Below are 18,175 nucleotides of genomic sequence, written 5' to 3'. Positions count from 1 at the left end.
CCCCTCCCCGTCATGGGGAGGGTTCCGCCGTCAGAGGCCCAGCTTCGACTTCAGGAGCTGGTTCACCGTGCCCGGGTTGGCCTTGCCCTGGGTGGCCTTCATCACCTGGCCGACGAACCAGCCGATGGCCTGGGGCTTGTCCTTCACGGCCGCCGCCTGGCCGGGGTTGGCGGCGATCAGGTCGTCGATGATCTTCTCCAGCGCGCCGGTGTCCGAGACCTGCTTCAGGCCCTGCTTCTCGACGATCTCGGAGGCCCGGCCCTCGCCCGCCCACATGCGCTCGAACACGTCCTTGGCGATCTTGGAGGAGATCACACCCTCCTCGATGAGCTGGACCAGCTCGGCGATGGCGTCGGGTGCGATGGGCGAGTCCCCGATCTCCAGCCCGCCCGCCGTGAGCTTGGCGGCCAGGTCGTTGGTCACCCAGTTGGCCACCAGCTTGGCGTCTCGGCCCTTCGCCGCCGCTTCGTAGAAGTCGGCCTTGGCCTGGTCTGAGATCAGCACGCCCGCGTCGTAGGCGGACAGGCCGTACTGCGACTGGAAGCGCCCCTTCTTGGCGTCTGGAAGCTCCGGCAGGTCGGCCTCGATGCGCTTGATCCAGGCCGGGTCCAGTTCCAGCGGCAACAGGTCGGGATCGGGGAAGTAGCGGTAGTCGTGCGCCTCTTCCTTGGAGCGCATGGACCGGGTCTCACCCTTCACCGTATCGAACAGGCGGGTCTCCTGGTCGACCTTTCCCCCGTCCTCGAGGATCTCGATCTGGCGGCGCGCCTCGTACTCGATCGCCTGCTGGATGAAGCGGAACGAGTTGACGTTCTTGATCTCGCAGCGCGTGCCGAGGTGGCCGAAGTCGCCGGAGGCGCGGAACTTCTCGTAGTCGCCCGGGCGGCAGACCGAGACGTTCACGTCGGCGCGCAGGTTGCCCTTCTCCATGTCCCCGTCGCAGGTGCCCAGGTAGACAAGGATGGTGCGCAGCTTCTTGACGTAGGCCGCGGCCTCTTCCGAGGAGCGCATGTCCGGACGCGAGACGATCTCCATCAGCGCCGTGCCGGCGCGGTTCAGGTCCACGTAGGTGAAGTTCGGATCCTGGTCGTGCAGGCTCTTGCCGGCGTCCTGCTCGAGGTGCAGGCGCTCGATGCGCACGGTGAAGGTGGAGCCGTCGTCGCGCTCGACGATGACCTCGCCCTCGCCGACGATCGGGTCCTTGAACTGGCTGATCTGATAGCCTTGCGGCAGGTCCGGGTAGAAGTAGTTCTTCCGGTCGAAGCGGCTCTTCAGGTTGATCTGCGCCTTGAGGCCCAGGCCGGTACGCACCGCCTGCTCGACGCAGTGGCGGTTGATCACCGGCAGCATGCCCGGCATGGCCGCGTCCACGAGGCTGACCTGCTCGTTCGGCCCCGCGCCGAAGCCCACCGCCGCGCCCGAGAAGAGCTTGGCGTTGGACGCGACCTGGGCGTGGACTTCCAGGCCCAGCACGATTTCCCAGGGGCCGGTGCGGCCTTGGATCACCTTGGTGTTCTCGCTCATGGCCGCTTCCCTACTGCCGGTCGCCGCGCAGGTGAAGCGCGTTCACAAGGCCACTTGCGCAATCGTCGCAAAATAGCCTCAAGCTTGGGCGCGCTTAGACGCTCCAACACCCCGGGGGAAGGAACACCCACATGAAGACCATCGCGCTCGCCGCCGTCGCCGCGGCCCTGATCGCCGGCCCGGCGCTGGCCCAGGAACACAACCACGCCAATCACGCCGCCGCCGCGGCCCCGGCCGCCGGCAAGCTGTCGGTCGAAAGCACCCCGATCGGCGAGATCGTGAAGAACGAGAAGGCCAAGGCCGCGCTCGAGAAGGCGCTGCCGGAGATCACCGCCTACTACGACCAGATCAGCACCATGACGCTGGCCCAGGTCGCCCCCATGAGCCAGGGCGCCATCGACGACGCCAAGCTCAAGGAGATCCAGGCCGAGTTCGACAAGCTCTGATCGGATCGCTCCCCCACCGGGGGAGCCGCCCCGAAAGGGCTGAGGGGGTCCGCTCAGGCCTGGGCCGACCCCCTCCCTCTCGCCGCGTCGCGGCGAGCCACCTCCCCGACGGGTAGGACCTCAGGTCACCTCACCACCACTTCTGGGGCTTGGCCTTGAAGTCAGCGGCCTTCTCGATGGCGCCGCCAAGCGAGAACAGGGTGCCCTCGTCCAGCGCGCGGCCGATGAGCTGCAGGCCCAGCGGCAGCCCGTTGGCGTCGACACCCGCCGGCACGCTCATGCCCGGCAGGCCGGCCAGGTTCACCGTCACCGTGAAGATGTCGTTCAGGTACATGGCCACGGGGTCGTCCGACTTCTCGCCGAGCGCGAAGGCCGCGGAGGGCGCGGTGGGGGTGAGCAGCGCGTCCACCTTCTCGAACGCCTGGTCGAAGTCGTCGGCGATGCGCCGGCGCACCTTCAGCGCCTTCAGGTAGTAGGCGTCGTAGTAGCCGGCCGAGAGGACGTAGGTGCCGATCAGGATCCGGCGCTTCACCTCCGCCCCGAAGCCCTCCGCGCGGGTGTTCTCGTAGGTGTCGGTCAGGTTGCCGCCTTCGACGCGCAGGCCGTAGCGCATGCCGTCGTAGCGGGCGAGGTTCGACGAGGCCTCGGCCGGCGCGATGATGTAGTAGGCCGGCAGCGCGTACTTGGTGTGCGGCAGGGAGACCTCGACGATCTCGCAGCCGGCGTCCTTCAGCCAGGCGATCCCCTGCTCCCAGAGCTTCTCGATCTCGGGCGGCATGCCGTCGACGCGGTACTCCTTCGGGATGCCGACCCGCAGGCCCTTCACCGGCTTGCCGACGAACTGGGCGAAGTCGGGCGTCTCCACCGGCAGGCTGGTGGAGTCCTTCGGGTCGTGGCCGCACATGGAGGAGAGCAGGATCGCCGCGTCCTCGACGGTGCGCGCCATCGGGCCGGCCTGGTCGAGCGACGAGGCGAAGGCGACGATCCCCCAGCGCGAGCATCGGCCGTAGGTCGGCTTGATGCCGACGGTGCCGGTGAAGGCGGCGGGCTGGCGGATCGAGCCGCCGGTGTCGGTGGCCGTGGCGCCCAGGCAGAGCTCGGCGGCGACCGCCGCGGCCGAGCCGCCCGAGGAGCCGCCCGGCGTAAGCTGGGCGTTGCCGCCCCGGGCCCGCCAGGGGTTCACCACCGGACCGTAGGCCGAGGTTTCGTTGGACGAGCCCATGGCGAACTCGTCCATGTTGAGCTTGCCCAACATGACCGCGCCGTCGCGCCACAGGTTGGTGGTGACGGTGGACTCGTAGGTCGGCCGGAAGCTGGCGAGGATCTTGGACGCCGCCGCGCTCTGCACGCCCTCGGTGCAGAACAGGTCCTTGATGCCGAGCGGCGCGCCTTCCAGTCGGCCGGCCTCGCCGCGGGCGCGGCGCTGGTCGGAGGCGCGGGCCATCTCCAGCGCCTTCTCCGGCGTGGCCACGGAGAAGGCGTTCAGCGCCTTGGCGGCCTCCACGGCCTCGACATGGGCCTGGGCGAGCTCCACGGCGGAGAACGACTTGGCGGCCATCCCGTCGAGGGCGGCCTTGAGGGTCAGCGAGGTGAGGTCGGACATGGCTATTCGACCACCTTCGGCACGACGAAGAAGTTGTTCACGGACTTGGGGGCGTTGGACAGCACCTTGGCCGGGTCGCCGCCGTCGGTGACCACGTCGTCGCGCATGGGCAGCGGCGTGTGGATGGCCGTGGTCATCGGCTCGACGCCGTCGGTGTCGACCTCGTTGAGCTGCTCGATCCAGCTCATGATCGCCGTCAGCTCCCTGGCCAGCGGCTCCAGCTTCTCTTCGGGCTCGGCGATCCGCGCGAGCCGGGCGACCTTGCGGACGGTCGCCGCGTCGATGGCCATGACCATCCCTCCTTGAACTCAGGCGCGTGGGTTAGCCGTGGCGGGCGTGCTTTTGCAAGCTATCCCGCCTAAAGAGCCGCCATGGCCGTGATCGACCTCCTCGAGCTGCCCGCCGCGACGGCGCCCTACTCGCCCCTCGTGGGCCTCGACCTGGGCGAGAAGACCATCGGGGTGGCGGTGTCGGACGCGACCCGCACGGTGGCCTCGCCGCTGGAGCTGATCCGCAAGACCAAGTTCACCGACGACGCCAACGCCCTGTTCCGCGCGATGGAAAGCCGCGGAGCCCAGGGCATCGTCATCGGCCTCCCCGTCAACATGGACGGGACGGAAGGCGCGCGCTGCCAGTCCAACCGCGCCTTCGCCCGCAACCTGCTGCGGCTGAAGGACATCCCTATCGCCTTCTGGGACGAGCGGATGAGCACCATGGCGATCAACCGGATGCTGATCGGCGAGGCCGATCTGACCCGCGCCAAGCGGGCCGAGGTGGTCGACCGCGCCGCCGCCGCCTGGATCCTGCAGGGCGCGCTGGAGCGCCTCAGGAACGCCTAGCGGCGAACACCCCGTGGAAGGACACCGGCAGGGCGACGTCCGCCCGCCAGGTGCAGAGCGGCCCGTCGGCAAGATGGCGGGCGTCGAACACGTGCAGCTCGGTCGCCCGGGCGTCGAGGTTCACGCTCGTCCCCACCAGCCAGCCGTCGAACTCGCCTGCGCCGCGCGGCACGAAGACCATCTCCTCGACCAGCGTGCGAGGACCGAAGTCGAACACCTCGGTGCGGTCGCGACGCCAGTCCTGCACCGCCACCGCCTGGAAGAAGGGGCTCCTCGGGTCGGTGCGGGTGAGGACGACGGTGCGGGCGCGCGCCCGGCCGGCCACTCGCGGATCGGAGCGCGGGAACTCGGCCGGGGTGGCGGTGTGCTCGATGGCGCCCGAGCCGTCTGGCCGAAGCGTGACGAAGCTGAGCCGCGTGGCGTCCGCCCCGGCCGGCGCGCGGCCGGCGACGAGGTCACGGGCGCCCTGCACCGCGAACTCCGGCGTCGGCGTCGTGCAGATGTCGAAGCGGATCGTCCCGTCCGCATCCTCCCAGGCGTCGCCCATGTGGAAGGCCGAGAAGGCCGGCAGCTCGTAGACGCGGCGCCGCGAGAGGTCGTCCTTGTCGAGCACCAGGACCTGGGTTCCGGCGTCGGCCCGCCAGACGTAGCCGGCCGAGACCGGCGCGACCATGCGCTCATGGATCCAGGGCTGCAGGACGATGACCAGGTGGCGCGCCGTAGCCGTGAAGTCGTGCAGGTAGCTGGCCCTGGGCAGGGTGAGAGGGGTGGCTGCCTCCAGGGCGCCGTCGGGCGAGAGCCGCCAGACCACCGCCCGGCTGCCCGAGACCCCGAGATTCCAGACGCGGCCGTCCGGCTCGACGCGCGGGTGCGCCAGGAAGGGCATGCCCTTCAGGTCGGGCCGGAAGGTGTGGAAGCCGCGGGTCTCCAGGGTGTCAGGATCGAGCGCAGCCGGGGAGCCCGCTTCCCACAGGGCCCACAGCGCCTGGCCGGCCATCATCACCGAGGTGTTGGCGGCGTTCACGTCATCCGGGCCCCGGACCTGGGCGCCGGGCCCGGCCGCGGTGCCGAAGCCGGGGGTGACGATGGCGCCGACCGCGGTGTCGACCCGCCGCTTAGGCGTATCCACGAAGCGGGCGGCGAGCTGCGCCTGGCCATCGGCGATCGCGTAGCGGCGCACCAGGCCGTCCCCGTCGAACCAGTGGCCCACGGCCGAGCCGCCCCGGCGGAACCGGGCCGGCCCATTGCGGTAGAGGACGCCATCGAGGCCGGCCGGCGCGCGGCCGTGGACACGAGCCAGCTCCCGCGGGGCGACGTCGCCCTCCACGTCGGCGAGGCCCAGGGTCCAGTCGGCGCCGTTGGCGGCGGCGGCGAACACGGTCTCGGGCGAGAAGGCCAGCGCGCCGAGACCGGCGGCGGCGGAGAGGAAGGCGCGGCGGTTCATCGGATGGCTCCGGGCTTCGGCGGGGTCAGTCAAGGGTGATGGTCTGGGCGCCGGCGCCCGGGCCGAAGGCGAAGGCCGCCTCGGCCCACTTGGGCGGCCCCATCATGCCCCTGGCGTTGTTCGAGAAGGCGAACGGCTCCGTCGGGATGCCGAAGGGATTCGTCCCCATCCGCCCGTCGCCGTCGACGTCATGGAAGACCTTGATGCCGTAGCGGCCGGCCGGCAGCTCGAAGCGCGCCGTGGCGGCGGCCCCGGTGACCGGCACGGCGAGCGCGCGCAGCGGCTTGCCGCCACGGTCGAAGCTCGCCTCGGCGTCGTAGAGGGCGACCATCAGGGCGCCGGCGGGGGTCTTCAGCCCCTCGAAGGCTACGGTGAGCGGCGCGTCCTCGGCGCGGGCCAGATCCGGCGCGGCGAGGGTCAGGACCGCAAGGGCGAGGGTCACAAGGGCGGGGCGGGACATGGCGGGCTCCGGGTTGCGTCGGAGCCGTCCTGCCAAGCCCTCCCCTCCTCTGTCCCGGGCCTATGCGCCGCCCGCCGCAGCGGGTTCGTGAACCGCCGCCGGCCGCCGTTCACGCATCGCGAACGACGGCGTTGGGACTCAGAGCCCGCCGGCGAAGAAGTCCCGTTTGCCGAGCGCCGCGCCCTTATGACGGGCGATGGCGTAGGCCATGGAGAGGTGGAAATAGAAGTTGGGCGTGGCGAAGCCGGTCAGCCACTGGGCGATCGGCAGCGTCGGCTCCATGACGCCGATGTTGAACGTCAGCGGGACCTCGTCGCGGCCCTGGAACTGCTCGGGCTTGAGGGCCGAGAGATCGGCCTTGGCCTCCTGGATCGCGCCGAGCAGGCCCGGCAGGTCGAGATCGTCGGCCAAGGCCGGCGGGACCTCGACGCCGGCGGCGCGCGCCGGCCAGCCGCGCGCGAAGCTGAGCACCGTGTTGGCCTGCTGGCGCAGGTTGAACATGTCGGGCGCGAGCCGCCAGTCGAGCATCTCGGCTTCGGAGACGCCGACGGCGCCCGCGTGATCGCCGGCCTTGGTGAGCACATTGGCCAGGACGTCGAGGCCGCGGCTGTAGACGCCGACGGTGGTGTAGAGATCGACCTTCATTGTTTCCCCCTTGCTGATCCGTGACCGCTGATATGGCGCTGCGGCCAAGCTTCGGAAAGGGCTTTCCGGCGGCCCCAGCCTCGTCTAGGAGGGCGCTTTAATGAGCGGCGCCCCTCCTGGTCTGAACGAGGTCCTCGGCCGGACCTTCCCCTTCCCGAAGCGCCACTTCCTGTCGGTGACGGACCTGAACGAGGTCGAGGTGGCGAGCCTGCTCGACCTCGCCGACGGGTTCGTGCAGCTCAACCGCCAGACCTCGAAGAAGCTCGACCTCCTGAAAGGTCGGACGCTGATGAACCTGTTCTTCGAGAACTCCACCCGCACCCAGAGCTCATTCGAGCTGGCCGGCAAGCGGCTGGGCGCCGACGTGGTCAACATGAGCCCCCGCTCCTCGTCCATCGCCAAGGGTGAGACCCTGATCGACACGGCGGTGACGCTGAACGCCATGCAGCCGGACCTGCTGGTGGTGCGGCATTCGTCGTCCGGCGCGGCCTCCCTGCTGTCGCAGAAGGTCACCTGCTCGGTGATCAACGCCGGCGACGGGCAACACGAGCACCCGACCCAGGCGCTGCTCGACGCGCTCTCCATGCGGCGCGCGTTCGGGCGGATCGCAGGGCTGAAGGTGGCCATCTGCGGCGACATCCTGCACAGCCGGGTGGCCCGCTCGAACATCGCCCTCCTGCAGATGCTCGGCGCCTACGTCCGGCTCGTTGGCCCGCCCACCCTGATCCCCACCCAGGCCGACCGCTGGAACGTCGAGATCCACCACGACCTGCGCAAGGGCATCGACGGCTGCGACGTGGTCATGATGCTGCGCCTGCAGCTCGAGCGGATGGACGGGGTGATGGCCCCCTCGCAGCGCGAGTACTTCCGCTATTGGGGCCTCGACCGCGAGAAGCTGGCGCGCGCCGCGCCGGGCGTGCGGGTGATGCACCCGGGGCCGATGAACCGCGGCGTGGAGATCGACTCGGAAGTGGCCGACGACCTCTCAGTCAGCCTGATCCAGGACCAGGTGGAGATGGGCGTGGCCGCGCGCATGGCGGTGCTGACGGCGCTCGCCGCGCGCCTGGACAATCAATGATGGCCGCCCGTCCCCTCGCCCTCACCAATGTGCGCCTGCTGGACCCGGCCTCCGGCTACGACGGGCCGGGCGCGGTCATCGTCACCGAGGGCGTGATCGCCGACGTGGTGCGGGCCGGCGATCCGGGCGCGCTCGGACCGGACGTCGAGGTCGTCGACGGCGGCGGCAAGCTGCTGATCCCGGGCCTCGTGGACCTACGGGTGAAGACCGGCGAGCCGGGCGACGAGCCCAAGGAGACGCTGAAATCCGCCTCGCTCGCAGCGGCGGCCGGCGGCGTCACCTCGATCGTCGTCCAGCCCGACACCAAGCCGGTGGTGGACGACCCGTCCGTGGCCGACTTCATCCTGCGGCGCGCCCGCGACATCGAGCTGGTGCACGTCTACCCCGCCGGCGCGGCGACCAAGGGCTGCGACGGCCAGCGAATGGCCGAGATCGGCCTGATGCGCGAGGCGGGCTGCGTCTACGTCAGCGACGCCGACCGGCCGATCGTGGACTCCAAGGTGTTCCAGCGGGTGCTGGCCTACGCCAAGCAGTTCGGAGTGCTGGTCGCCCACCGCCCGGTGGACCCCTGGCTGACGGCCGGCGGCGCCGCCACGTCGGGCGAGTTCGCCTCGCGCATGGGCCTGCCGGGCCAGCCGGCCATCGCCGAGCGGATCGGGCTGGAGCGCGACCTGGCGCTGGTGGAGCTGACCGGGGCGCGGCTGCTGGTGGACCAGGTGACCACCGCGGGCGCTCTGGAGACCCTGCGGCGCGGGCGAGGGCGCGGCCTGCCGGTCACCGCCTCGACCTCGATCAACCACCTGTCGTTCAACGAGATCGACATCGGCGACTACCGCACCTTCTGCAAGCTCGACCCGCCGCTGCGCGGCGAGGACGACCGCAATGCGCTGATCGAGGCGGTCGCCTCCGGGCTCGTGCAGATCGTCGTCTCGGCCCACGCCCCCGCCCCGGCCGAGGACAAGCGCCGGCCCTACGACGAGGCCGCCCCGGGCGCCATCGGCCTGCAGACCCTGCTGCCGGCCCTGCTCACCCTGCACCACGAGGGACGCGCGCCGCTGATCGACCTGGTCCGCACCGTGACCAGCGCGCCCGCCGACCTGCTGGGCCTGCCCGCCGGCCGGATCGCCAAGGGCGCGCCCGCCGATCTGGTGCTGCTCGACCCCAACGCCCCGATCCTGGTGGACGCCGACAAGCTGATCTCCAAGTCGAAGAACTCGCCATTCGACGGACGCCGGCTGCAGGGCAAGGTCCTGCGGACCCTGGTGGACGGGCGCACCGTCTACCAGGCCTGACGTTCACCCTCTGTTCGCAAGCGTCACGGCTGTGCTAGGCTGGCGCGACACGCTGGGAGCGTGACGGGCCGGGACGGCGCAGCTACGACTGCGGACCGGAATCGGGGGAGTTTTCGATGTCTGACGTCCTGATGCTGCTCGGCGCCGTGGCGCTCGGCGGCTACCTGCTGGGGTCGATCCCCTTCGGCGTCATCGCCACCAAGCTGGGCGGGGCCGGCGACGTCCGGTCCATCGGCTCGGGCAACATCGGCGCGACCAACGTGCTGCGCACCGGTCGCAAGGACCTGGCGGCCATCACCCTGATCGGCGACGGCGGCAAGGGCGCGGTGGCGGTGCTCATCGCCCACCTGATCAGCCTGGACCTCCCGGCGCAGCAGCATGCCCTGCTCGTGGCGGTGGCGGCCGGCGCGGCCTTCCTGGGCCACCTGTTCCCGGTCTGGCTGGGCTTCAAGGGCGGCAAGGGCGTGGCGACCTTCTTCGGCACCCTCCTGGCCGCCGCCTGGCCGGTGGGCATGGCGGCCGGCGCCACCTGGATCGTGGTCGCCTTCCTGTTCCGGATCTCCTCGCTGGCGGCGCTGGTCGCCGCGGCGCTGGCCCCGGTCTACGTCTTCGTGTTCGGCCGCCCGACCGAGATGGCCTGGCTCGCCTTCTTCATGGCCGCGCTCATCTATATCCGCCACACGCCCAACATCCGCCGCCTCCTGAAGGGCGAAGAGCCGCGGATCGGCGGCGGCAAGAAGGAGGCGGGCGCGGCGTGATCCGGGCGCTGTCGGAGGCCCAGCGGCGCGACTGGCTGCGGCTGGCGCGCACGGAGAACGTCGGCCCGGTCACCTTCGACCAGCTTATCCAGCGCTATGGGGAGCCCAGCCTGGCGCTGGCCGCCCTGCCCGACCTCGCCCGCCGCGGCGGTCGCATCAACCCGATCCGGATCCCAACCGAGGCGCAGGCCGAAGCCGAGCTCGCGGCCGGCGCGGCGCTCGGCGCGCGGCTGATCTGCGCCTGCGAGCCGGACTTCCCGCAGCCGCTCGCGGCGCTGGACCCGCCGCCGCCGCTCATCTGGACCCGCGGCAAGATCGAGCTGCTGCGCCGGCCGACGGTGGCCATCGTCGGGGCGCGGGTGGCGTCGGCCGCCGGTCAGCGGTTCGCCCGCGGGCTGGCCGCCGAACTGGGCGAAGCCGGCCTCGTGGTGGTCTCGGGAATGGCCCGCGGCATCGACGGGGCGGCGCACGAGGCGGCGCTCGGGACCGGAACGGTGGCGGTGCTGGGCGGCGGGATCGACGACGTCTATCCGCCGGAGCACGGCGAACTCTACGGCCGCATCTGCCGTGACGGCTGCGTGGTCTCGGAGAGCGAGCCCGGGCGCACGGCCGTGGCCCGGGACTTCCCGCGGCGCAACCGGATCATCTCGGGCCTGTCGCAGGCGGTGGTGGTGGTCGAGGCCGAGCTCCGCTCGGGCTCGCTGATCACCGCCCGGCTGGCGGCCGAGCAGGGGCGCGAAGTGCTGGCGGTGCCCGGCTCGCCGCTCGATCCGCGGGCCAAGGGCTGCAACGACCTGATCCGGCAGGGCGCGGCGATCTGCGAGGGGGCGGAGGACGTGCTGCGCGCCCTGGAAGGCCTGCGCGGCTTCCGCGAGCCCGACCGACGGTTCGCGCCGCCGCCGGGTCCCGAGCCGGACGACGGGCTGCGCGAAAAGGTGGCCGCCCTGCTCTCCCCCACCGCAGTCAGCCGCGACGAGATCGCCCGCGCCGCCGGCGGCCCGCCGGCCGCCGTGTTCGCCGCGCTGGTGGAGCTGGCGCTCGCCGGCCGCGCCGAGCTGCAGGCCGGCGGCATGGTGGCGGCATGTTGATCCGACGAAGTTCCCCCGTAGGGGGAAGCGGGCGGACGGCCCGGCGTGCGCCGCCGAGGCCCGTTGACAGGGCTTGGGCGCCGCCCCCACCTTCCGCGCACTTCGAACCGGGCCTGCCGCCCGGGAAAGGCTGCCTCAGGACAATATGAAAGTCGTCGTCGTCGAGAGCCCGGCCAAGGCCAAGACCATCAACAAGTACCTGGGCTCGGACTACAAGGTCCTGGCGTCGTACGGTCACGTGCGCGACCTGCCGGCCAAGGACGGCTCGGTCCGTCCGGACGAAGACTTCGCCATGTCCTGGGACGTGGATGCGAAGGCCGCCAAGCGGCTGGCCGACATCGCCGACGCCGCCAAGGGCGCCGACCGCCTGATCCTCGCCACCGACCCCGATCGCGAGGGTGAGGCCATCTCGTGGCACGTGCTGGAGGTGCTGCAGAAGAAGCGCGCCCTCAAGGACGCCGCGGTCGAGCGGGTGGTGTTCAACGCCATCACCAAGTCCGCCGTCACCGAGGCGATGAAGAACCCGCGCCAGCTCGACATGGAGCTGGTGGAGGCCTACCTCGCCCGCCGCGCCCTGGACTATCTGGTGGGCTTCACGCTCTCGCCGGTGCTGTGGCGCAAGCTGCCGGGCTCGCGCTCGGCCGGCCGGGTGCAGTCCGTGGCCCTGCGCCTGATCGTCGACCGCGAGATCGAGATCGAGCGCTTCAAGACCCAGGAATACTGGACCGTCGAGGCCGAGGTCAGCGCCGGCGCCGACCCGTTCACCGCCCGCCTGGTCAAACACGAGGGCAAGCGGCTCTCCAAATTCGACCTGGCCAACGAGACCAGCGCGTTCGCCGCCCGCGACGCGGTGAAGGCCGCGACCTTCAAGGTCGCCGCGGTGGAGAAGAAGCCGGCCCGGCGCTCGCCGCCGCCGCCCTTCACAACCTCGACCCTGCAGCAGGAGGCCGCCCGCAAGCTCGGCTTCTCGGCCCAGCGCACCATGCAGGCCGCCCAGAAGCTCTACGAGGGCGTCGACATCGGCGGCGAGACCGTCGGCCTGATCACCTACATGCGGACCGACGGCGTGCAGGCCGCGCCGGAAGCCATCGACGAGGCGCGGACGGTGATCGGCGGCCTCTATGGCCGCGAGTACGTCCCCGAGGCGGCGCGGGTCTACAAGACAAAGGCCAAGAACGCCCAGGAGGCCCACGAGGCGATCCGGCCGACCAGCCTGGCCCGCAACCCCGGCCGCCTGCGGCTGGAGGGCGATCTCGGCCGGCTCTACGAGCTGATCTGGAAGCGGATGATCGCCTCCCAGATGGAGAGCGCCCGGATCGAGCGCACGACCATCGACCTGGAGAGCCAGGACGGGAAGACGGGCCTGCGGGCCACCGGCCAGGTGGTGCTGTTCGACGGCTACCTCGCCGTCTACGAGGAAGGCCGCGACGATCCGGACGACGAGGAAGGCGGCCGCCTGCCGCAGGTGGCCGAGGGCGCCGCCGCCAAGGTGGCCTCGGCCAAGGCCGACCAGCACTTCACCGAGCCGCCGCCGCGCTATTCCGAAGCCAGCCTGGTGAAGAAGATGGAGGAGCTCGGCATCGGGCGCCCCTCCACCTACGCCTCGATCCTGACGGTGCTGCGTGACCGCGCCTATGTGCGGATGGAGAAGAACCGCTTTGTCCCCGAGGACAAGGGCCGCCTGGTGACCACCTTCCTGGAGGCCTTCTTCCGGCAGTGGGTGGAGTACGACTTCACGGCCGCGCTCGAGGAGAAGCTCGACCAGGTGTCGGCCGGCGAGCTCGACTGGAAGGTGCTGCTGCGCGAGTTCTGGCAGGACTTCCACGCCAAGACGGAGGAGATCGGCCAGCTCCGCACCCGCGAGGTGCTGGACTCGCTGGACGAGGCGCTGGCGCCCTTCCTCTATCCTCAGAAGGCAGACGGCTCGGACGCGCGCACCTGCCCGACCTGCGGCAGCGGCCGGCTGGGCCTGAAGACCAGCCGCTACGGACCGTTCGTGGGCTGCTCCAATTACCCGGAGTGCCGCTACACCCGTCCGATCGCCCAGGCGGAGGACGCCGACGGCCAGGCCGAGAGCGGCGACCGCGAGCTGGGCGTCGATCCCGAGACCGGCGAGACCGTCTATCTGAAGAGCGGCCGGTTCGGCCCCTATGTGCAGCTCGGCGAAGGCGACAAGCCCAAGCGCGCCAGCCTGCCCAAGGGCTGGAGCGCGCCGGACATGGACCTCGAGAAGGCGCTGCGGCTGCTCAAGCTGCCGCGCGAGGTGGGCGCCCACCCCGAGGACGGCCAGCCCATCCTGGCCGGCATCGGCCGCTACGGGCCCTTCGTGCAGCACGCCGGCACCTACGCGAACCTGTCGTCGGTGGACGAGGTGTTCGAGGTCGGGCTGAACCGCGCCGTGGCCGTGCTGGCCGAGAAGCGCGCCGGGCGGGCGGGCCGCGCCGAGGCCGCGGCGCTCGCGGAGCTGGGCGCCCACCCCGCGGACGGACAACCGGTGCGCGTGCTGTCGGGCCGCTACGGCCCCTACATCAAGCACGGCTCGACCAACGCCAACGTGCCGCGCGGCAAGGAGCCGACGCAGGTGACGCTGGAGGAGGCGGTGGCCCTGCTCGCCGAGCGCGAGGCGAAGGGGGGCGGCAAGAAGAAGCCTGCCCGCGCGACCAAGGCCAAGGCCGAGCCCAAGGCGGCCGCAGCCAAGAAGGCGCCCGCGAAGAAGCCCGCGGCCAAGAAGCCGGCCGCCAAGAAGGCGCCGAAGGCGAAGGAGCCGGCGTAGGGGGGCGCCCCTCGCTCCGGAGCATCCGGCATGCCTTTGGCCCAGGTGAACGGGATCGAGCTCTACTATGAGCGTGCGGGCTCCGGCCCGCCGCTGCTGTTCGTCAGCGGCACGGGCGGGGACCTGCGCAACAAGCCCAACCAGTTCGACGGGCCCCTGCCCCGCAGCTTCGACATGGCGAGCCACGACCAGCGCGGGCTCGGCCGGTGGGAAAAGCCCGACGTCCCCTATTCCATGGCCGACTACGCGGACGACGCGGCCGGGCTGCTGGACCACCTGGGCTGGGAGACCGCCCACGTCATCGGCGTCTCGTTCGGCGGGATGGTGGCCCAGGAGCTGGCGCTCAGGCATCCGCAGCGGGTGCGCCGGCTCGTCCTGGCCTGCACCTCGCCGGGCGGCGCGGGCGGGTCGTCCTTCGCCTTCCACGAGATCGAGCACCTGCGCGGGGAGGCCCGTGCGCGGCACATGATCCCGATCTCGGACATCCGCCGCGACGCCGCCTGGGCCGCCGCCAACCCGGACCAGTACGAGAAGCTTGTGGCGCTCTCGGCCGCCGAGCCGTTCGCCGACGAACCCGGCCACGCGGCCGGCGCGCGCCGGCAGCTCGAGGCGCGGGCGAAGCACGACACCTGGGACCGGCTGCCGGAGATCCGCTGCCCCGTCCTGATCGCCGCCGGCCGCTACGACGGGATCGCGCCCATGGCCGTCCAGACGCGGATGGCGGCGCAGATCCCCGGCGCCAAGCTGCAGGTGTTCGAGGGCGGCCACCTGTTCATGATCCAGGACCGGACCGCCACGCCGGCCATGGCCGCCTTCCTTCTCGAAAGCTAGGCGGCGAACCGCCCGCGCGGGTGGGCGTTCGTGCTAAGCAAGACCATGGCTCGACCCCGCATCCCCAAGGCCGCGCGATTCCCGCAAGGGCTTCCCGACCGCGACACCCTGATGAACTACCTGCGCGAGACGGGGGAATCCGACCGCGCCGCCATCGCCCGCGCCTTCGGCCTGAAGGGCGCCGACCGCCGCGCGCTGCGCGAGATGCTGAAGAGCCTGGAAGAGGAAGGCGCGCTGTCGCGCCGCGGCCGCAAAGGGTTCTCCGAGACCGGCGCCCTGCCCGAGGTGGGCGTGGTGGACGTGGCCGAGCGCGACCCGGACGGCGACCTGCTGGTGCGGCTGACCAAGGGCGAGGATGCGCCGCTGGTGGTGCTGGCCCCCGATCGCAAGGCGGAGGCCGGCCAGGCGCCGGGTCTCGGCGACCGGCTGCTGGTGCGGTTCGTGCGGCTCGAGAGCGGCGACTACGAGGCGCGGCTCATCAAGCGCCTGGGGCAGAGCGCCCACCGCATCCTGGGCGTGGTCCGCAAGGCGCGCCGTGAGATCCGGGTTGAGCCGGTGGACCGCCGCTCCAAGGAGACCCTGCTGCTGTCGGAGGCCGAGGCCGGCGATCTACGCGACGGCGACCTCGTCGTGGCGCAAGTCGGCCGCAGCGAGAGCCGCTACGGCCCCAAGCGCGGCAAGCTGCTGGAGGTGGTCGGCCGGGAGGACGAGCCGCGCGCCGCCTCCCTGATCGCCATCCACAGCCACGGCATCCCGACGGGCTTCTCCGACGCCGCCCTGGCCGAGGCCGAGAGCGCCCAGGAACCGACCCTGGCGGGCCGCGAGGACCTGCGGGAGATCCCCTTCATCACCATCGACCCGGCCGACGCCCGCGACCACGACGACGCGGTCTACGCCGAGCCGGACACCGACGAGAAGAACCCCGGCGGCTGGATCGTCTGGGTCGCCATCGCCGACGTCGCCGCCTATGTCCGTCCGGACAGCGCGCTGGACCGCGAGGCGCGCGACAAGGGCAACAGCGTCTACTTCCCCGACCGGGTGGAGCCGATGCTGCCCGAGCGGCTGTCCAATGGCCTGTGCAGCCTGCGGGAGGGCGAGAACCGCGCCTGCATGGCCGTCCGGATGGTGTTCGACGCCAGCGGGCGCAAGCGGTCGCACAGGTTCGTGCGGGGCCTGATGCGGTCGGCGGCCAAGCTTTCTTACGAGCAGGCCCAGGCAGCCTCCGAGGGCCGCACCGACGACAAGACGGGCCCCATCGCCGAGACCATCATCAAGCCGCTGTGGACCGCCTACGGCGTGATGAAGAAGGGCCGCGACGCCCGCTCGCCGCTGGCCATCGAGAGCCTGGAGCGGAAGATCCACATCGACGAGATGGGCCGCATCGCCTCGATCATCCCCCGGGAGAGCCTGGAGGCCCACCGGCTGATCGAGGAGATGATGATCCAGGCCAACGTCTCGGCCGCCGAGACGCTGGAGGCCAAGCGCACGCCGCAGATCTACCGGGTGCACGACGAGCCCAGCCAGGAGAAGCTGCAGGCGCTGGTGGACTTCCTGCAGACGCTGGAGATCCCCTGGACCAAGGGCGAGGCGCCGCGCACCGAGCGGTTCAACCGCCTGCTCGAACAGACGCGCGACACACCGCACGCCGAGATCGTCAACGAGGTCGTGCTGCGCAGCCAGATGCAGGCGATCTACTCGAGCGAGAACATCGGCCACTACGGCCTGAACCTCGCCCGCTACGCCCACTTCACCTCGCCGATCCGCCGCTACGCCGACCTGATCGTCCACCGGGCGCTGATCCGGGCGCTGGGTCTCGGCGACGACGGTCTTTCCGACCGCGACATCAGCCAGATCAAGGCGACGGCCGAGATGATCACCGCCGCCGAGCGCCGGGCCATGGCCGCCGAGCGCGACGCCACCGACCGCTACATCGCCGCCTTCCTGGCCGACCAGGTGGGCGCGGAGTTCGACGGCAAGATCACCGGCGTCACCCGCTTCGGCCTGTTCGTCCGGCTGCGCGACACCGGCGCCGACGGCCTGGTGCCGGTCTCCAAGCTGGGCTCGGAGTACTTCGTGCACGACGACCGCTCGCACGCCCTGGTGGGCGAGCGGACGGGCGCGCGCTGGCCGCTCGGCATGGCCGTACGGGTCCGGCTGGAGGAGGCGACCCCGGTGACCGGCGGGCTGCTGTTCGAGATGCTGAGCGAGCCGGCCCCGCCCGACCGCAACACGCCCCGGCCGAGGCTCGGCATGCGCGCCCGCGGCGACCGCCGCCCGGGCGGTCCGAAGCCGCGCAACGGCCGGCCGCCGGGCATCAAGAACACCCGCCAGCGGAAGATGGGCGGCAAGCGGCGCTAGTTGACGCTGGGTCGCACTATCCCCCGTGGCCCGGGCGGTCATACAGTTGTTCGCATGAGTGACGATCCGCCCGATCCGCCGGGCTTCAAGCCCGAGGGGCCGCCCCGCGTCCCCGGCCAGAGGGCGGTGCGGCCGAAGAACGCCGCCACGGTGATGATCATCCGGCGCGACGGGCCGAAGCCGCGCGTGCTGATGGGACGCCGCCATGGCGGGCACAGCTTCATGCCGGATCGCTGGGTGTTCCCGGGCGGGCGCATCGACCGCGCCGACTACCGTGCGCCGTTCGCCACCGACCTGCGCCCGGACGTCCAGGCGGTGTTCGACGCCTACCTGAAGCCCGGCCGCGGCCGGGCGCTGGCGCTGGCGGCCGTGCGCGAGACCTGGGAGGAGGCCGGGCTCCTGCTCGCGCGCCCTGCCCCCGTGCGACCCTCCGCGGGCCCGTGGCGTCCATTCGTGGACCAGGGCGCCCTGCCCGACCTCGAGGCGCTGGACGTCATCGCCCGCGCCATCACCCCGCCGATGGTCGGCAAGCGGTTCGACACCTGGTTCCTGCTGGCCGACGCCGAGCGGCTGATGAGCCTCGAGCGGCAGGCCGACTGCGGCGAGCTGGACGAGATCGCCTGGGTGGATTTCGACGAGGCGCAGGCGCTGCCCCTGCCCTCCGTCACCCGGATGATGTTGCGCGAGGCCGTGGCGCGGATGCAGGACCCGAACCGGCCCAAGCCCTTCCTGCGCTTCCGGGCGGGAGGCATGACGCCCAGCCACCTCTAGGCGGGCGGCAGGTCGTCGAGCGACAGTCCGATCACGAACAGGCTGTAGCCGGCCTCGGCGACGGCGGTGCGGACGTCAGGGTTGGTGTCGCCGGCGTCGCGGGTGCGCGTGTGATCCCAGTCCTCGGACCGGGCCCCCTCCGGCCAGGGTGCGCCGTCCTCGATCACCAGCCGGTAGCGGGGATCGCGCCGATAGACGTAGAAGCTGTAGCGCATCGCGTCCTCCGCCATTGACTTCCCGCTGCGGATTCGTATTTTCCGCCGCT

General features: G+C 71.5%; 17 protein-coding genes. 10 read left to right on the top strand and 7 right to left on the bottom strand.

What is annotated here, in order from left to right:
• Window positions 1-30: 30 nt before the first annotated feature.
• Complete coding sequence (gatB, locus tag ACE3Q8_RS01575) at window positions 31-1,524, bottom strand: Asp-tRNA(Asn)/Glu-tRNA(Gln) amidotransferase subunit GatB (RefSeq protein ID WP_374468247.1); 1,494 nt, start codon at window positions 1,522-1,524, stop codon at window positions 31-33.
• 131 nt (window positions 1,525-1,655) lie between these two features.
• Between gatB and ACE3Q8_RS01570 the strand changes: the two genes are divergently transcribed.
• Complete coding sequence (locus tag ACE3Q8_RS01570; protein WP_374468246.1) at window positions 1,656-1,970, top strand: hypothetical protein; 315 nt, start codon at window positions 1,656-1,658, stop codon at window positions 1,968-1,970.
• Between the two features lie 130 nt (window positions 1,971-2,100).
• On the opposite strand, the gene gatA is transcribed toward ACE3Q8_RS01570, so the two are convergent.
• Both gatA and gatC read right to left on the bottom strand, forming a co-directional pair.
• The gene (gene gatA, locus ACE3Q8_RS01565) at window positions 2,101-3,573 is read right to left on the bottom strand and encodes an Asp-tRNA(Asn)/Glu-tRNA(Gln) amidotransferase subunit GatA (protein ID WP_374468244.1); all 1,473 of its coding nucleotides are present in this window, start codon (window positions 3,571-3,573) and stop codon (window positions 2,101-2,103) included.
• 2 nt (window positions 3,574-3,575) lie between these two features.
• Entirely contained in the window at window positions 3,576-3,863 is a 288-nt protein-coding gene (gatC, locus tag ACE3Q8_RS01560) for an Asp-tRNA(Asn)/Glu-tRNA(Gln) amidotransferase subunit GatC (protein ID WP_374468242.1), read from the bottom strand.
• Window positions 3,864-3,944: 81 nt separating this feature from the next.
• Here gatC and ruvX point away from each other — a divergent pair, with 81 nt between their 5' ends.
• Window positions 3,945-4,412, top strand: a complete 468-nt coding sequence (ruvX, locus tag ACE3Q8_RS01555) for a Holliday junction resolvase RuvX (RefSeq protein WP_374468240.1) — start codon at window positions 3,945-3,947, stop codon at window positions 4,410-4,412.
• Here ruvX and ACE3Q8_RS01550 read toward each other — a convergent pair.
• From ACE3Q8_RS01550 to ACE3Q8_RS01540, 3 genes are all read right to left on the bottom strand, one after another.
• Entirely contained in the window at window positions 4,399-5,856 is a 1,458-nt protein-coding gene (locus ACE3Q8_RS01550) for a carotenoid oxygenase family protein (RefSeq protein ID WP_374468238.1), read from the bottom strand. The two genes, ruvX and ACE3Q8_RS01550, sit on opposite strands and share 14 nt — an antisense overlap.
• Window positions 5,857-5,881: 25 nt before the next feature.
• A complete protein-coding gene (locus ACE3Q8_RS01545) occupies window positions 5,882-6,316 on the bottom strand; it encodes a DUF2141 domain-containing protein (RefSeq protein WP_374468236.1) in 435 nt (144 codons plus the stop codon).
• A gap of 138 nt (window positions 6,317-6,454) precedes the next feature.
• Window positions 6,455-6,961, bottom strand: coding sequence for a DUF1993 family protein (locus tag ACE3Q8_RS01540; protein ID WP_374468234.1), 507 nt, complete (start codon window positions 6,959-6,961; stop codon window positions 6,455-6,457).
• A gap of 100 nt (window positions 6,962-7,061) precedes the next feature.
• Here ACE3Q8_RS01540 and ACE3Q8_RS01535 point away from each other — a divergent pair, with 100 nt between their 5' ends.
• From ACE3Q8_RS01535 to ACE3Q8_RS01500, 8 genes are all read left to right on the top strand, one after another.
• Window positions 7,062-8,039, top strand: coding sequence for an aspartate carbamoyltransferase catalytic subunit (locus tag ACE3Q8_RS01535; RefSeq protein ID WP_374468232.1), 978 nt, complete (start codon window positions 7,062-7,064; stop codon window positions 8,037-8,039).
• On the top strand, window positions 8,036-9,331 hold the full coding sequence (gene pyrC, locus ACE3Q8_RS01530) for a dihydroorotase (RefSeq protein WP_374468231.1): 1,296 nt from the start codon (window positions 8,036-8,038) through the stop codon (window positions 9,329-9,331). The genes ACE3Q8_RS01535 and pyrC overlap by 4 nt, the downstream gene beginning before the upstream one ends.
• Before the next feature lie 116 nt (window positions 9,332-9,447).
• Entirely contained in the window at window positions 9,448-10,089 is a 642-nt protein-coding gene (gene plsY, locus ACE3Q8_RS01525) for a glycerol-3-phosphate 1-O-acyltransferase PlsY (RefSeq protein WP_374468229.1), read from the top strand.
• Window positions 10,086-11,177, top strand: coding sequence for a DNA-processing protein DprA (dprA, locus tag ACE3Q8_RS01520; protein WP_374468227.1), 1,092 nt, complete (start codon window positions 10,086-10,088; stop codon window positions 11,175-11,177). Before plsY ends, dprA begins: the two co-directional genes overlap by 4 nt.
• A 145-nt stretch (window positions 11,178-11,322) precedes the next feature.
• Complete coding sequence (gene topA / locus ACE3Q8_RS01515; RefSeq protein ID WP_374468225.1) at window positions 11,323-13,950, top strand: type I DNA topoisomerase; 2,628 nt, start codon at window positions 11,323-11,325, stop codon at window positions 13,948-13,950.
• Between the two features lie 30 nt (window positions 13,951-13,980).
• On the top strand, window positions 13,981-14,781 hold the full coding sequence (locus tag ACE3Q8_RS01510; protein ID WP_374468223.1) for an alpha/beta fold hydrolase: 801 nt from the start codon (window positions 13,981-13,983) through the stop codon (window positions 14,779-14,781).
• A gap of 45 nt (window positions 14,782-14,826) precedes the next feature.
• Window positions 14,827-17,139 carry a ribonuclease R gene (rnr, locus tag ACE3Q8_RS01505; RefSeq protein WP_374468221.1) on the top strand — a complete coding sequence of 771 codons (2,313 nt, stop codon included), beginning with the start codon at window positions 14,827-14,829 and terminating at the stop codon, window positions 17,137-17,139.
• Window positions 17,140-17,193: 54 nt separating this feature from the next.
• Window positions 17,194-17,910, top strand: a complete 717-nt coding sequence (locus ACE3Q8_RS01500) for an NUDIX domain-containing protein (RefSeq protein ID WP_374468220.1) — start codon at window positions 17,194-17,196, stop codon at window positions 17,908-17,910.
• Here the strand turns inward: ACE3Q8_RS01500 and ACE3Q8_RS01495 are convergent.
• Complete coding sequence (locus tag ACE3Q8_RS01495) at window positions 17,907-18,125, bottom strand: hypothetical protein (protein ID WP_374468218.1); 219 nt, start codon at window positions 18,123-18,125, stop codon at window positions 17,907-17,909. The two genes, ACE3Q8_RS01500 and ACE3Q8_RS01495, sit on opposite strands and share 4 nt — an antisense overlap.
• Window positions 18,126-18,175: the final 50 nt, after the last annotated feature.

Source organism: Phenylobacterium sp. (genome assembly GCF_041913825.1).
GTDB lineage: Bacteria > Pseudomonadota > Alphaproteobacteria > Caulobacterales > Caulobacteraceae > Phenylobacterium.
This window is presented reverse-complemented; position numbering and strand designations above follow the sequence as displayed.